General features: G+C 71.0%; 2 protein-coding genes. Both read right to left on the minus strand.

What is annotated here, in order from left to right:
- Window positions 1–27 precede the first annotated feature (27 nt).
- Window positions 28–9,771, minus strand: a complete 9,744-nt coding sequence (locus E6C76_RS12120) for a type I polyketide synthase (protein WP_211090201.1) — start codon at window positions 9,769–9,771, stop codon at window positions 28–30.
- Window positions 9,768–15,980 carry a non-ribosomal peptide synthetase gene (locus tag E6C76_RS12125; protein ID WP_211090202.1) on the minus strand — a complete coding sequence of 2,071 codons (6,213 nt, stop codon included), beginning with the start codon at window positions 15,978–15,980 and terminating at the stop codon, window positions 9,768–9,770. Before E6C76_RS12125 ends, E6C76_RS12120 begins: the two co-directional genes overlap by 4 nt.
- Window positions 15,981–16,105 lie beyond the last annotated feature (125 nt).

Genomic DNA, 16,105 nt, shown 5'->3' on the forward strand with positions numbered 1-16,105 from the left:
GCCGGTTCCTCTTTCCGGGTGCCGGAATCATTGGACGTGCTCCCGGCAGGGGTTCCGCGACAGCCATTGCCGGACCAGGGCGGCGACTTTCGCCGCGGTCGCGGCGTCTTCCATGAGCTGCCAGTGGTCGGCCGCGACGACGTGGATCTGCGCCTGGGCCTTCCAGGCCACCCATTCGCGCACCGCCGGCGTCCAATGCCCGGGATGGCGATCCGCCTCCAGCCACAGGCGGGGAACCGGCACGCAGTCCCCCACGCGGTGCTTCGCCAGCAGGTCCAGCAGCCGATGGATGCGCGTCAGCCATGGACGGGCAAGCGCCGTGGGCAACGGCTGGGGGAGCACGCCGGCTTCCACCGCGCGGTGCACGAAAGCTTCGATGCGCGCGGTTTCGTCCAGATCCTCCCAGTCGTCCGGCAGCACGATCCGGCGGTGTTCCCTGGCCAGCAGGCGCATCAGGGCCGACAGATCCGCCACCGCGAAATCGGCGCCGCATACCGGATCGATCAGCACCAGGCGCACCGTCTTCCCGCGGCCGTGCAGCAGGCGCGCGATCTCGGCCGCGACGGTGGCCCCGTAGGACCAGCCGATCAGCGTGAGCGGCTCCGCTCCGAACTGCGGCTCCATCGCTCGCAGATAGCCCGCGGCAAGCTCCCGCAGGCTGTCCGCCTCGATCCGCTCGGGGGCCTGCAATCCCCACACCCGGCAGTCCAGCGCCTGCGCGAATGTCAGGTATGACGCCACACCGCCGTCCGAAGCGTGGAACACGAACAGGCGTTCGCTCGACGCTCCCTGGGTCAATGGCACGAGTACGTTTTCCATTTTCCTGCTCCCGGTTCCCTCGAGGGTTGCGCAGAAACCCGCCAGCGTCGGATGGGCGAACAGCGCCTGCAAACCGGCCCCGGCGATGCCGATGCGATGGAGTTGCGCGATGACGCGCGTGGCGATCAGGCTGTCGCCGCCGATCTGGAAAAAGTCGCTTCCCGGCTGTACCGGCTTGCCGAGAAAGGACTGCCACACCTGGGCGACGCGGTTCCGCAGCTCACCGGCTTGCAGTTCGCCGGCGTCGGCCTGCGTCCCGGCCGCGGCAGCTGCCTCCGGCGTTTTCGCGCTTGCCGCGACCGGCGCCGCCGGCACCTCGTCCGGGCAAGGCGCAGCGTCCACGAACATGCCCAGCGGCTCGCTCTGCCGTACGTGTACAGTCGGGAAGGCATCGCCCCACTGCCGGGCCAGCGCCTGCTCCAGGCTCCGGCAATCGACCCGCGCCGCCCGGACCACCCGCGCCAGAATCACGTGCTGGTGGATGGGCGACTCCTCGTGTTCCGGCCACGCCAGTTCGAGCGCGAACCCGGCCTCCCGCAGCGCATCGCGCCACTGGGCGAGGTCCAGCATGGCGCGGTCGTCGAGGACGCGGTGATCCTGGTAGTTGCCCAGGCCTTCGATGAATCCCACGCTGGCCATCTGCAGGACGCTGTCGCGGTGTGTGGCCTCGATCAGCAGCAGCCGCGCGCCGGGCTTCATCAGGCTGCCGATGCGGCGCAGCGAGCGCACGACGTGGCCGGCGTCGTGCATCACCTGGGCGGCCACCACGAGGTCATAGCCCTGGTCCGGATGCGCGGCGTGATCGACCGGCTGGTTGATGTCGAACAGCCCGTATTCCATGCCGTCGCGCCCGGCGAAGCGCTTGCGCGCCTCGTCCAGGAAGAAGGTCGACACGTCGGTGAAGTGGTAGGCCAGCAACTGCCCTTCGAGCGCGCCCAGCACGGCCCCCGTGGTGGCGCCGGTTCCCGCGCCGACCTCCAGGACGCGCAGGCCGCCGTCCGCCCGCTGCGCCAGCGCCTGGACGACGTTCCCCACATTGCGGGCCACGCACTGCGCCGCCGGATTCTCCGCATACAAGGCGCGGGTGATCGCGTAGTCGTCCACGAAGAACAGTTCCAGGGCCGAGCACGTGCCCTGCAGCAATTCCGCATGCCGTTCCATGCTGCGCTCGAGATAGGCGGCGAGCACGTCACCCCACGGGCTGGACGGCATGGCCGGGGCCGCCGGCATGTGGACCAGCGGACGCAGGCAGGCAAAGACCGGACCGTCCTGGACCAGCCATCCCGCGCCCGACAGAACGCGCAGCCACTGGCGCACGATGCGCTCGAAGCGCGGCAGCACCTTCAGGTGCCGATAGATTTCGTCCAGCCCCGCGGTCTGGTTCTCCTGGACGAACAGGCCGTGGCGCGTCAGGGTCGCGGCGATGCCCCGCAGCGCCCTGGCCTCGAGCGCATGCCATACCGCATCGAAGCGGGCCTGCCCGGCCGCATCCAGCCCCGCCAGGCCGTCCAGGCCATCCAGGGACAGGGCGGCGGCCAGACCGGCGGGTTCATCAGCGTGCTCCGCCGCCACCACCTTCACCCGCAGGCATCCGTCGGCATCGACGCGCGCATCGGCCTGCCGCACGCCCTCCTGCCGGCGAACGGCGTCTTCGACCCCACGCAGATCGACCGTGGTGCCGGCGACGGCAGCGGGCCATCCGCGGCGCTCGAAGCGCTGCGGCGCGGTCTCGCCCTCGGGCAGCTTCCACAATCCGTCCTGCCCCATCAGGTCCGGCTGCGCCGCCACGGCCTGCAGGACCGCGCGGTAATCCTCGAACATGGCCCGTGCCGCGCCGTCGGCCAGCACTTCGTCCATGCAGTACCAACTGAACACCAGTTCGCCGTCGATTTCCATGACCTGATGGTCCAGCCAGACCTGCGGCGTCTGCGTGAACACATGCACCGGGTCGCCCAGCAGGCTGGTCATCGCCTGATCGATCGCCAGGCCGTCCAGGGTCATGCCCAGCATGCTGGTGAACACCACCGGCATCAGCGGCTGGCGGTGCTGGCCGCGAATCCGGCCGATCTCGCGCAGCAGTTCCACCCCGTTCACCTGGCTGTTCGCCAGGTGCTGGCGCAGGCGCTGCTGCGTCTGCTCGATGGACTGGCGCAAGGTGCACGACGGGTCGCCCAGGTCGAAGTCGACCAGCAGCACCGAAGTGAAGTCGCCGATCAACTGGCGCATCTGCGGATGCACCGGACGCCGGTCGAAGAAGGTCAGATTCAGCGTGAAGGTCGGCCAGCGCGCCCAGCGCTCCAGCGTCCAGGCGAACAGCGTCATCAGCGCCGCCGAAGGGGTCACGCCCCAGGACTGCCACGCCCGCTTGAGGGCTTCCCAGCGCTGGCGCTCCAGCACCGCCTGGAAGGTGGTGAAATGCGGTTGCGCGGCCGCCGGCCGGCGTTCGGACAGCGGCAGCCGGGGCGCGGGCGGCAAGTCCGTCAGGCGTTCCTGCCAATAGCACCAGGCTTTCAGCCAGGCCGGCTCGCGGCGGCGGGCCTGCTCGTCGAGCACGTAGTCGCGGAAGGTGATCTGCAGCGGCTCCAGATGCTCGCCCCGGTAGAAAGCGGCGAGATCGTCCATCATCACCTTGAAGCTCTGCACGTCGAACAGCAGCAGGTCCAGGTTCATGTGCAGCCGGTAGCGGCCGCCATCCAGTTCGCTGGCGATCAGCTCGAACAACGGCCAGCGGTCCGCGGGCAGGACGCGGTAGGACAACGCCCGCCGGAGTTCCTCCAGCCGCTGTTCGCGCTCGGCGGGCGGCAGGCGCGACAGGTCGCGGCGCTCGATCCGGTAATCCTCCACCTCGGCCAGAATGCGCTGCTGCCCGTCCTCGCCGATGACCATGCGCAGCATGTCGTGCCGTCGCACCAGGGCGTTCCACGCCTGCCCGAAGCGCTCCAGGTCGAACTGCCCGTGGCGCAGGTCCCACTCGAACAGCACGTGGCAGGCCACGCCGCCGTAGTCGATCAGGCCCGTCCTGCCCATCCAGTAGGCATGCTGGATCGGCGTCAGCGGGAAGGGCTGGTAGCGCCCCTGCGCATCGTGCTGTAGCGCGTGGATCTGCCGCGCCTCGCCCGGAGCCTGTGCCGCCTGTTCGGCGATGAGGCGGCTCAGCCCGTCGATGCTCAGGTCGCGATAGGCTTTCTCCGCGTCGATGCGTACGCCGAGGCGGCGCTGGATGGTGCTGCTCAGTTCCAGGAACAGCAGCGAATCCAGGCCCAGCTGCACCAGGTCGCGCCTTGGCGACAAACGGGCCGGATCATCCACTCGCAGTTGCGCGGCAATCTGTGCCGCCAGCCATTGCGCCACGGCGCCGGCATCGCCCAGCCTGGCGGGCGGCAAATCCATCGCCACCGGGTGCTGCGGCATGGCGGCCGGCGTTGCCGCAGTGGCCGAAGGCGGCATGGCGGCCGTCTGGCGGGGTGATGGCTGCGTCAGGCCCAGCAAGCGGCTGCGCGCCTCGTCCAGGCGTTCGGGCAGCACCCGCATCGCCAGGCGGTACGGCGCCGCGCGCGAAACCGCCTGTTCCAGATGCCACAGCCCTTCCGCGTCGCTCAGCACGCCCATGCCATCGTCGGCGAGGCGCTCCTGCAGGCCGGCATCCGCCGCCCGGCCGGTTTCGCCCCAGGCCCCCCAGCCGATGGCAACCACCGTCACCGCCTTGCGGCCACCGTCCGAGGTCGCGGCCTCATGCGCCAGACCGTCCAGATAGGCGCTCGCCAGCGCATGGGCCGCCTGGCCCGCGCTGCCCAGCGCCGCGGCCGCCGAGGAATAGAGCAGCAGGTAGGGGCGGCCGCCGGCTTCGCGCAGCCGCTCGTGAATCTGCCGGGCCGCATGGGCCTTGACGGCGAGCACCGGCGCAAGCCGGGTTCCGTCCAGCTCCGTGATCGGGCCGTCGTCCAGCACCCCCGCAGCGTGGATCACGCCGGCGATGCCGGAATCGGCCTGCAGCAACTTGCCAAGCACCGCATCGAGTGCCGCGGGATCGGCCACATCGCAGACGATGGAAACCACCGTGCAGGCATGGCGCCGTTGCAGGTCGGCCGCGAACCCGGCGGCATCTTCGTGTTTGCGGCGTGCCAGCAGCGCGATCCGGTGCGCGCCGCGGCTGGCCAGCCATCTCGCGCTCAGGCGGCCGAGTCCGCCCAGGCCGCCGGTCACGACATGCCAGCCATCGCCGGGCAGGCCCTGCGCAGGCAAGGCCGGGGCCGCGTATTGCTGCGGCACCAGGCAAGGCACCCAGGCCTGCCCGTGGCGAACCGCGATCCACTGCGCCCCTTCGGCCAGTGCCTGCAGACCCGTGGCCAGGTCCTGCCAGTCCGAACCGGCGCCGAGATCCACCGCGGCCACCGTGCGCCCCGCGTTCCGTGCCGCGAACTCGACCGCGGCGGTGCGCGCCAGCCCCCAGGCGGCATGGTGCGCGGCATTGACGACGTCCCCGGCTGCCACGGCCCAGGCCGAGCGTGTGACGAGCACGATGTCGCAGCCGTCGGCATCGGCGATCGCGCCGAGCAATGGTGCGGCCACGGCCTCCAATGCCACGGCCTCCGGCGACAGAACGACCAGCACCTTCCCCGCATCCACGTCCAGGACGACACCCGCCGCCGACAGTGCCGTTTCAAGCGCCGGATCGTCAGGATCGCTCAAGCGGAACCAGCCGCTGACCGTCCTGCCCGGCGTTGCGACAGCTCCGATGCGTTCCCAGGACCAGTCGTAGTGCGTTTCGGGAGCCGCCGCAAGCACGGGCAGAGCGTCGTCATCGGCCGCCGCCACGGCGCCGAGGCCGCGCCATGCCCCGTCCGGGGCGCAGGCGCTCAACTCGATCCATGCCGGCTCCAGCGGTCTGGCGTGCCATTGCAGCCGTACCAGGTTCAGCCAGTCCGGCGCGCGGGCGGGGATGTCCGGCAGCGGCACCGCGCGGCTGTCGCCGTGGCGGCACGCCATTTCCGCGCAGGCCTCGGCAACGCGGGCCTGCCATGCGGCCTCGTCCCCCGCGCAGTCCGACCAGTCCGCGAGATAGCTGCCGTCGTTGGCCAGCGCCTGCCCCAGCACGCCGACACCCACACGCACGGCTCCGGAAGGCATCCCCGTTTCCGCCGCATCGGCGCCCGGCGCCGTGGCCAGCACGATGTGCTCGCTCATGTCCGAAGTGGCCGTGCCGTCTTCCGGCAGCCATTCGATCCGCGCGAACCCGGCCGCCAGGCACTGCTGGCGCCAGCGCGCCGTCGTCAGGAACAGTTCGCCGCCGCGCGCCTCCTCGTCGTGCAAGGGCAGCACCAGCGGGCCGAACACGAAATCGAACAGGCGCATCGGCCGGGTGATCTCGCGCATTAGCAGCTTGCCGCCCGGCTTGAGCAAGGGCTGCAGGTTGGCCAGCACGTGGCCGACGTGCTGCGTGGCGTGGATGACGTTGGCCGCCACGATCAGGTCGTAGTCGCCCGCCTCGAAGCCCTGGGACTCGGCGCTTTTCTGCAGATCGAACTCGCGGTATTCGATGAAGCCGTAGCCGGCGAACTTCTGCTCGGCCCGCCGCGTGAAGATCGGGGAAATGTCGGTGAACACGTAGTGCACGCCCGGCTGGCCGGACAAGGCCGGCAACACCCAGGCCGTCGTTCCGCCGGTGCCGCCGCCCACCTCCAGCACGCGGAAGGGCGAACCCTTGGCGCCCCGGGCCAGATCGGCGACCACCCCCGCGGCGATCTGGTTGAAATAACGCCCGAAGCTGAAGTCCTGATACAGCACCTCCACGCCGCTGGACGCGCCTTCCGGGAAGATCACGGCAACCGGCTCGACCTCGCCGCTCATCATCGCGTACAGGCTGGCGCCCGCGCGCTGCACCGTCTGCGCGATCACGTCCAGGCCTTCGCAGTACCCGCGCAATTCGCCGAGCAGGGCGTCATGCGTATCGTGGGGCGCGGGGTTGCGGGTCGCATAGCGCCCGTCCCGCACCTGCAGGTAGCCATCCTCGGCGCAGGCGTTGAGCAGGCGCGCCAGCAACTGCCGGTGGCGCGGCAGCAGACGGCCGCCGCGCAGGATCTCCTGCGCCGTCACGCCGTGGTCGATGCGATCCCCCACGCAACGCCGTACCAGCCGGTCCACGTAGATGGCATGCAGCCGGGTGACGCAGGCGTAGAGGGCATGCAGGCGGGGCAGGTCCAGGTCGCGCGCCTGCCGGGCCGCCACAGCGCGCGCCGTCGGCAGGCTCGTTGCCATCACGGGCCGGTCCGCGGCGGCGGGCGCCTCGCGCCAGTAGCGATGCAACTCGAAGGGATACAACGGGGCATGGCAGCGGCGGCCCGGAGCGGACAACAGGGAAAGCCACGGCAGATCGGCGCCCGCGGCATAAAGCTGCATCAGCGCCTGCCGGAGTTGGCGGCCGGCGGGCTGGTTGCGCCTGGCGCAGCCGATCCAGCGCGCGGCGCCCGCCAGCTCCCGCTGCCCGATGCCGGTCAACGGTGCATCCGGCCCCATCTCCAGGAACAGGCCCGCGCCGTCGGCCACGGCCCGGTGCAGGCACTGGATGAAACGCACCGGGCTGCGCATGTGGCGCCGCCAGAAATCCGGGGCATTCAGCTGCCCGGCATCCACGGCCTCGCCGGTCAGCCCGGAAATGAACGGCAGCGTGCCTTCCTGCGCGCGCAAGGCGGCCGTCGCCTGCTGGAATTCGTCGAGGATGGGGTCGAGCATCCGCGAATGCGCGGCCCCCGCCACGGCCAGCAGATTGCTGCGCAGGCCCATGGCTTCCAGTTCGGCCGCCATCCGCTCGACGCCGCCGCGCTCGCCGGAAAAGACCAGATGCCGGTCGCCGTTGTGCGCCGCCAGGTCCAGCCCCAGCCGCGAGGCAAGCGGCGAGGCCTCGGCCTCGCCGGCAAACACCGACAGCATGGCGCCGCCGCGGCAACGGTCCATCAGCGCGCCGCGCAGCCGCACCAGCGGCATGACCTGTTCGGGCGTGTAATGTCCGGCGACCACGGCCGCCGCGAACTCGCCCACCGAATGGCCCAGCACCATGTCCGGCGCCAGGCCCAGCGCCTGCCAGTGCGCCGCCATCGCCAGCTCGAAGGCGACGATGGCGGGCTGTGCATATTCCATGCGCTGGAACAGCACATGCTCCGCATCCATCAGCGCCTTGCGCAGCCCCTCGGCAAATGCCCGCTCCTGCGCCGTGTCGAACACCGCCAGACAGCGTTCCAGGCAATCCGCGAAGGCCGGGGAAGCGGCATGCCACGCCCGGCCCATGCCCGGCCATTGCGCGCCCTGGCCGGTGAACAGCCAGACCCGCTTGCCCGGGGCGTCCTGCCCCGAATGGACCAGAACGTCGTCCTCGCCCTCGGCAAAAGCGGCCAGGGCATCCGCCGTCTCGTCGCACACCGGTACGGCCAGGCGCCACGGCAAGTCGAGCTGGCGGCCGTGCAGCGCGGTGTGGGCCACGTCGGCGGCGGGCTGTTGCCGCAGCGCCTGTGCATGGGCGCCGGCTAGGCGCCGCAATGCGCCCTCGCTGTTGGCGCTGAGCAGCAGCGCGGGTTCGTCGTCCGCTTCCGCCGCGCTTTCGCCCCCGCTGCCGGAACGCTCCAGCGCCTGCCGCATCGCCTGCGGCAGCGAAGCCACCACCATGTGGCAATTGGTGCCGCCGATGCCGAAGGAAGACACGCCCGCCATGCGCACCGGCGCATCCCACGGCTGCGCGCCGGCAGGCACATGAAACGGCCCGTCTTCCAGCCGCAATGCCGGGTTGGCCTGGCTGAAATGCACGCAGGGCGGAATCGTCCCGCGCTCCACCGCCAGCACCGCCTTGAGGAAGCTGGCAATGCCCGCGGCGGTATCCAGGTGCCCCAGGTTGCTCTTGACCGATCCCAGCGCGCAGGCCGGCCCCTGCCCGGGCGCGTGAAAGACCGAATGCAGCGCCTGCAGCTCGATCGAATCGCCCAGCGGCGTGGCCGTGCCGTGCGCCTCGACCATGCCGATCTGCTGGCTATGCACCCCGGCCAGAGACCAGGCCTCGGCAATCACCTCGCGCTGGCCGGCCACCGATGGCGCGGTGTAGCCCACCTTCCGGCTGCCGTCGTTGTTGATCGCGCTGCCCAGCACCACCGCCACCACCGGATCGCCATCGCGCAAGGCATCCGACAGGCGCCGCAGCACCACCGCCGCCACCCCGTTGCCGGCATAGGTGCCCTGCGCCTGGGCGTCGAACGGGCGGCAATGGCCGTCCGGCGAGAAAATCATGCCCGGCTGGTACAGATACCCGCTCACCTGCGGGAAGGACACCGCCACCCCGCCGGCAATCGCCATGCCGCACTCGCCGGCGCGCAGGCTCTCGCAGGCCATGTGGGTGGCCACCAGCGAACTCGAACACGCGGTCTGCACCGTGACGGCCGGGCCGCGCAGACCCAGCTTGTAGGCCACCCGCGTCGCCACGTAGTCCTTGTCGTTGCCCATCAGCGACTGCAGGCTGCGCACGTGCGCCACCTCGGCGAGGTTGATCGCCTCCCGGCCCGGATAGGTGCTGATCCGGCAGGCGCCGAACACGCCGGTCTTGTGCGGCACCGCCCTGGGCGCGTAGCCGGCGTGCTCCAGCGCATGCCAGGCGATCTGCAGAAACAGGCGCTGCTGCGGATCGATCAGTTCGGCTTCCTGGCGCGAATAACCGAACAGTTCGGCATCGAAGGCATCGGCGTCGGCCACCACCGTGCCCCGGGGCACATAGGCCGGATCGTCGATGGTGGCCGCCGGGATGCCGGCATCGAGCAGTTCCTGGCGGGAAAACCGCCGGTTGCACTCGCGTCCGGCCACCAGGTTGGCCCAGTAGGCCTCGCTGTCCGCGGCCTCTGGAAAGCGGCAGGCATGGCCGATCACGGCGATCGGCTCGCCTTCCGGGTAATGGCGGTTCAACAGTTCTTCGATGTTCACAGCGTGCTCCCGAGCCGGCGCTGCGCGCGTGCCCTGCGTTGCGCCAGCCGTTCGCGGCGCCCGTCATCGATGCCGGCGATGTCGTCGGCCCTGGCCGACGTGCCGTGCAGGTGCGCCGCCAGGGCCAGTGGCGTGGCCTGGGCGAACAGATCGGTCACCTGCAGGCCGCCATGGCCGGCCTGCTTCAAATGCACGTGCAACTGGACCAGCTTCAGGGACGTGGCGCCGGCATCGAAGAAGGACTGGCGCGGCTGGATCGGCAAGCCGACCACCCGCTCGAAATGCCCGCACAGCCCCTGCACCAGCGCATCGTCGGCCCGCAGCGCGGCCGGCGCCGGGGCGGCCTCCGGCAGCGAAGCCGCGGTCGAGGCGGGCGGCAGCCGATGCACGCCTTCCAGGCGCGGCACCAGCGCATCCAGCGGCAGCCCCCATGCCGCGCCGTCTTCCGCCAGCCGCCGCAGCAGGGCCACGTAGCGCTCGAACATGGCCCGTACCTGCGCCGGTTCGAACAGTTCCTGCACGTAGTCCCAGTTGAAGCGCAGTTCGCCCTCCGACTCGTACACCTGGTGGTCGAGCCAGACCTGCGGCGTCTGCGACAGCCCCCAGCGCGGCTTCATCCATGAGGCGTGCGCCAGGAAGCGCCCCTGCTCGAACCCCAGCGCGCTGGTGAACACTACCGGCATGGCCGCCGAAGCCTGGCCGGCGCGCCGGGCAAGCTGGCGCATCACCTGGATCGCCGACACGTCGCGGTGCAGCAGATCCTGCCGCAGGCGCTGCTGAAGCTGGCGGGCGCTGGCGCGCCAGTCGCCGGCCGGCTGCCAGGCCAGCAGCAGCAGGGTGGTGAAGTCGCCCAGCACCTGCTCGATCTGCGGGTGCAGGGGCTGGCGGTCGAACAGCGTCAGGTTCACGCACAGCTCGTCGCGCGCCGCCCAGGCCGACAGCGTCGCCGCATAGGCGGCCAGCAACAGGGCCGAAGGCGTCAGCCCCTCGTCGCGTGCCCGCGTCTTGAGCGCGTCCCACTGCGCGGCGGAAAGATGGGCCGAGAGCCGCGCGAAATGCGGCACCCCGACCTCGGCCGGGTCGCGGCGCAAGGGCAGGGCCGGCGCCGGCGGCAGGCTGTCCAGGCGGCGCGCCCAGTAGGCCAGCGACACCGCGTTGGCCTCGCCCCGGCGCACCTGTTCCAGATAATCCCGGAAGCCGATTTCCAGTTCGGGCAGTTCCAGATCCGGGTTGGTGTAGCACTGCTCCAGTTCCGCCAGCAGAATCTGCATGCTGAGCCCGTCGAGCATCAGGTTGTCCAGGCACACGAACAGCCGCGCCCGTGCGCCGCCGGCCGCCTGCGCCGCCTGGATGTCGAACACCGGCCAGCGGCCAGGGTCCAGCACCTGCCTGGCCAGGCGCTCGCGCAAGGCCACGCTTTCCGCGCCGTCCAGGTCGTCCACCCGATGACAGCGCAGCGTGAAGCGCGGCACTTCCGCCAGCACCTGCTGCATGCCGTCCCGCACCACCGCCCGCAGGGTGTCGTGGCGCTCGATCAACCGGTTCATCGCCTGCTCGAAACGCGCCGCGTCCAGGCCGGCGACCTCGAACTCGACGAAGAAATGCGAACCGACCCCGCCCAGCGCAAACCCCGGCTGGCGGCCGACCAGATAGGCCTGCTGCACGTCGGTCAGCGCAAACGGCGCATGGCGGGCGGCCGGGTCGTGGCGCAGGCCGCTCCCGCCGCTCCCGCCGCTGCTGCGCACGGTCGCGGCGAAAGCCGCCAGCGTCGGAAAATCGAACAGATCGCCCAGCCCGGCCGCATGGCCGCGCCGGCTCAGCTCGCCGATCAGGCGCGTCGCCAGCAGGCTGTCGCCGCCCAGCTGGAAGAAATGGCTGTCCCGATGGATTTCGGGCACCTTCAGCAGGTCGCGCCACAAGGCCGCCACGGCCTGTTCCGTGTCGCCCTGCGGTAGCTCGCGCGCCGGCCCGGCCTGCTGCCGGCCGCCGCAGCGCTGCGCCAGGGCGCGCTGGTCCACCTTGCCGTTGGCGGTCAACGGCAAGGCATCCAGGAAAAACAGCCGCTGCGGCACCATGTAGCCCGGCAGCAGCCCGCGCAAGGCGGCGGCCAGCTTGCCGGCGTCGGGCCGGCGCACCTCGTCCGGCGCGCGCAGGGCCAGCCATTGCACCTCGCCCGCCAGGCCGGCGGCTTCGCTGCGCAGGCCGTGCGAAGCCAGCAGCGACTGCCACCAGGGTGTCTCGTGCAGCCGCGCCGCCATGCCGCCGTTGTCGTCCCCGGCCAGCAGTTCGGCGGAAACCAGCGCCAGGCTGGACACCCGGCGCAGTTCATGGACGCAGACCAGCGCCGCAGGGGCGGCCAGCGCCAGCACCGCCCGCACCCCGGCATCGCCCAGCCGGTGCAGGGCATTGTTGGCCCACACCACGTCGGCCCGGTGCAAATCCTCGTGCGGCACCTCGGCATGCCAGCGCCGTGCCTCGGCCTGGGCGAAGCGCTGCAGGTTCGCCGAGGCGCGCAGCACCATCTCCGGCGATTCGTCCCAGGCGGTGTACTCCGCCTCCACACCATCCAGGTGCTGCAAGAGCTGCACCGCGGCCAGGCCGCTGCGCGTACCCACCTCATGCAGGCGCACCGGGCGTCCCAGCACCCCGGCCAGCGCCCGCACCATGCCGGCCAGCGCCTCGATGGCCGCCGCCGTGCCCGGCGTGCGCAGCAGCAACTGCTCCGGCGCCCAGAACGGATGATCCAGCAGGGTCTGCGCCGGCCGTTCGCCGCGCAGGATCTGCGCGAGCGGCTCGTGGTGCGTCAGTAGCGCGTTGGCGGTCTCGAACAGCGGATGCCCGCCGGGCGGCTGCCAGGACGGCGGCGCATCGGCCGCCGGTCCATAGCGACCATCTGCCAAGCGCTGCAACAACCCCGAAGCGGTCAGATGCTCCAGCCAGCGGCCTGCCAAGTCCGCCCAGCGAGGCTGGGCGCCATACCGGCGCAGCGCCTCGTCCGCCGTGACCGCCGTGGAAAAATCCACCCCGTGCCGGCCCAGGTGATCGAACAGGTATCCGGCCACCAGCCGCGCCATGTCGGCTTCGTGGTCCGGCACGGTCTGCCCGGCCTGATGCGGCACCAGCGCCGCATAGCCGGCGGGCAGCGCCGGGTCGGCGGGCAGGGCGGCGTACAGCACCGTTCCCTGCGGCACCACGAAGGCGGCCAGCGACTTCTCCCGCTCGCCCACCGCCAGCGCCACCGCGCTCTTGACGCCCTCCACCCGCAGCAGCGCCGCCTCGATCTCGCCCAGCTCGATGCGATAGCCGCCGATCTTGACCTGCTTGTCGCGCCGCCCGAGGAATTCCAGCCGGCCGTCCGGCCAGTAGCAGCCCATGTCCCCGGTGCGATACCAGCGTTCGCCGTCCACCGTCACGAACTGCTGCGCCGTGCGTTCCGGGTCGTTGAAATAGCCCAGCGCCACGCCTTCGCCGCCAATCCACAGCTCCCCCGGCACCCAGTCCGGGCAGTCGCGGCCCCGGGCATCGGCCACCCGGTACTTCTGCCGCGCCAGCGGATAACCGTAGGGGATCGAGCGCCACGCCGGCGGCACCTCCTCCACGTCATAGACGTTGGACCAGATGGAAGCCTCGGTCGCGCCGCCCATCGCCACGAATTTCCCGTCCGGCCGGAAGGCGCGGTAGCGCGCCGGCAGGTCCAGGCCGATCCAGTCGCCCGACAGCATCGCCACGCGCAGCGCGGCCGGCGCCCGCAGCTCGAACCCCTCGCTGTAGGTCAGCAGCATGTCGAGCAGCGCCGGCACCGTGTTCCACAGCGTCACGCCATGCCGTTCGACGGCCCCGCACCAGGCGGCCGGATCGCGCCGCTGGGCCTCGTCGACCAGCACCAGCGCGCCGCCCGCCGACAGCAGGCCGAAGATGTCGTACACCGACAGATCGAAATGCAGCGCCGACAGCGCCAGCACCCGGTCGTCCGCCGTCACCGCGTAGCGGCGGTTCAGCTCGGCGCAGGTGTTCAGCGCGCCCCGATGGGAAATGATCACGCCCTTCGGCATGCCGGTGGAGCCGGAGGTGTAGATGATGTACGCCGGCTCCCCGGCATCGACCACGCGCGGGGCGGGCAGCGCCGCATGCCCGATCGCCTCCCGCCAGTCGAGGAAGGTCACACCATCCACCGCGCCGTCCGTGGCGCCGTCGGCATCGCCGCGGCACACCAGTACCAACGCCGTGCCCGCGCCCTGGTAGATCGTCCGCCGGCGTTCCGGCGGCTGATCCGGCGAAACCGGCACATACACCGCGCCAGCGTACAGAATCCCCAGCACCGCGACGATCTGCCCGATGCCCTTGGACATGGTGATCGCCACCCGATCCCCCGGCCGTACGCCCCGCGCGACCAGCGCTCCGGCGCAGCGCCGGGCCTGCTCCGCCAGTTCGCCATAGCTCAGGCGGCGCTCGCCGTGAATCAGCGCCACCGCGTCCGGGCACGCCCGCGCCTGCAGCCAGAACTCCTCGTGCAGCAGGCCCTCGGGCGTCGGCGCGTCGCCACGGGCATTGATCCGCGCCCGCACGGCCTGCTGCTCCTGCGGCATCAGGTCCGGCACGTCTTGGTGCCAGGCCCGCGGCGCATCCAGCAGCTGCCGCACCAGCCGCACGTAGGCCTGGAACATGGCATCGAGCAGCCCGGGCGGGAACAGCGCCTCGTTGCAATCCCACTGCAGGAACACTGAGCTGCCGTGCTCGTAGGCCAGATGGTCGATCCAGACCTGCGGCGTCTGCGAAATCCCCCAGCCCGGCGCGCCCAGCGTGCGCGCCACGTCCCGGCCGAACAGCGGGCGGCCCAGGTTGCTAGTGAACACCACCGGCGCGCCATGCGGATAGGCCCCCGGCGTCCTGCGCAGCTCGCGCAGCAGTTCCACGCCCGACCAGTGGCGGTGCTCGTAGGCTTCCGTGAAGGTTTGCTGGTTGGTCTGCGCCAGCGCATCGAAGCGCGCGCCTTCGCCCGCGATGTCCAGCAGCAGGATGTTGGTGAAATCCGCGATCATTCCGTCGACCGCCGGATGCAGTGGCAGCCGGTCGAACAGCGTCAGGTTCAGCAACAGCCGGGGCTGGCCGCACCAGCGCGCCAGCACCGCGCCAAAGCAGGTGGCCAGCGCCATCGTGGGCGTCACGCCATGTTCGCCGGCGGCGGCCTTGAAGCGCGCCCAGTCCCCGGCCTCGATTTCCACGCGCCGGCGCGAGATGCGCACCTGCCCGATCTGCTCCGGCTCGCAGGCCAGCGGCAGATGCGGCGCATCGGGCAGGCCGTCCAGACGCTCCATCCAGAACCGCTGCGCCTGCTGCCGGGCCGCCGCGTTCTCCTGCGCCGCCTGGGCCAGGTAGCTGCGGAAATCATAGTCCGCGCGCACCGGCGGCAGGTTTTCGCCGCGCACCAGCGCCGCCAGTTCGTCGAACACCAGGCTGAAGCTCGCGGCATCCAGCACCAGCAGGTCGATGTCCGCATGCAGCCGGTGGCGGTCATCGGGTAGCAGCGACAACTGGAAATCGAAATTCTCGCCCTGTTCCACAGCCAGCACCCGGTGGCCGTGCCGCTCGCGCATCGCCAGCAGGTGGGCCTCGCACTCGGCCGGCGAGGCCGTGCGCAGATCGTGCAGGGTCAGCCCGCGCCAGCGGGTGCCGGGCCGGTGCTGCTGGCGGCCGTCGTCGAGGAAGGTCACGGTCAGCATCGGATGGCGTTCGATCAAGGCGCCGACGGCCTGCTCCAGGGTGTCGGCATCCAGCCCCGCGCCGTCGAACTCCTGGTATAGGTGGCAGCCCACGCCACCCAGCGTCTGGTGCGGCGCGCGGCCCACCAGGTAGGCATGCTGCACGGGCGTCAGCGCGAACGGCTCGCCGTTGGCCATGGTCGGCCAGGCAGGGGAAGGGGCCTGCGCCGTGGCCAGGTCCGGTGCGCCCGCCTGTCCGCCCTGTGCAACGGCCGGACTCTCGCGCAGCAGGCGGCTCCAGCCCTCCAGAGTCGGCTGCTGGTACAGATCCCGTAGCTTCACCTTGTGGCCGCGCTTGCGCAGCCGGTGCAGCCACGCCATCAAGCGCATGGAATCCAGCCCCAGTTTCAGGAAGCTGGCATCGGCCTCCAACTGCGCGGCGGGCATGCCCAGGTCCGCGGCCATCTCCGCCCGCAAGTCCTCATCCACTGGAATGATTCCGTCATCCATGATCCGAACGGTTTCCATCATCGACTTGGTCCTCTCTCCATCGCACCGCGGCCATTGCGTTTCGCCAAACCCATTCGCCGCCAAGTTATTGATAATCATTCCTATGTTTCTGTATTCCATCCGGG

Origin of the sequence: Pseudothauera nasutitermitis, from assembly GCF_004801295.1 — a bacterium.
GTDB classification, from domain to species: domain Bacteria; phylum Pseudomonadota; class Gammaproteobacteria; order Burkholderiales; family Rhodocyclaceae; genus Pseudothauera; species Pseudothauera nasutitermitis.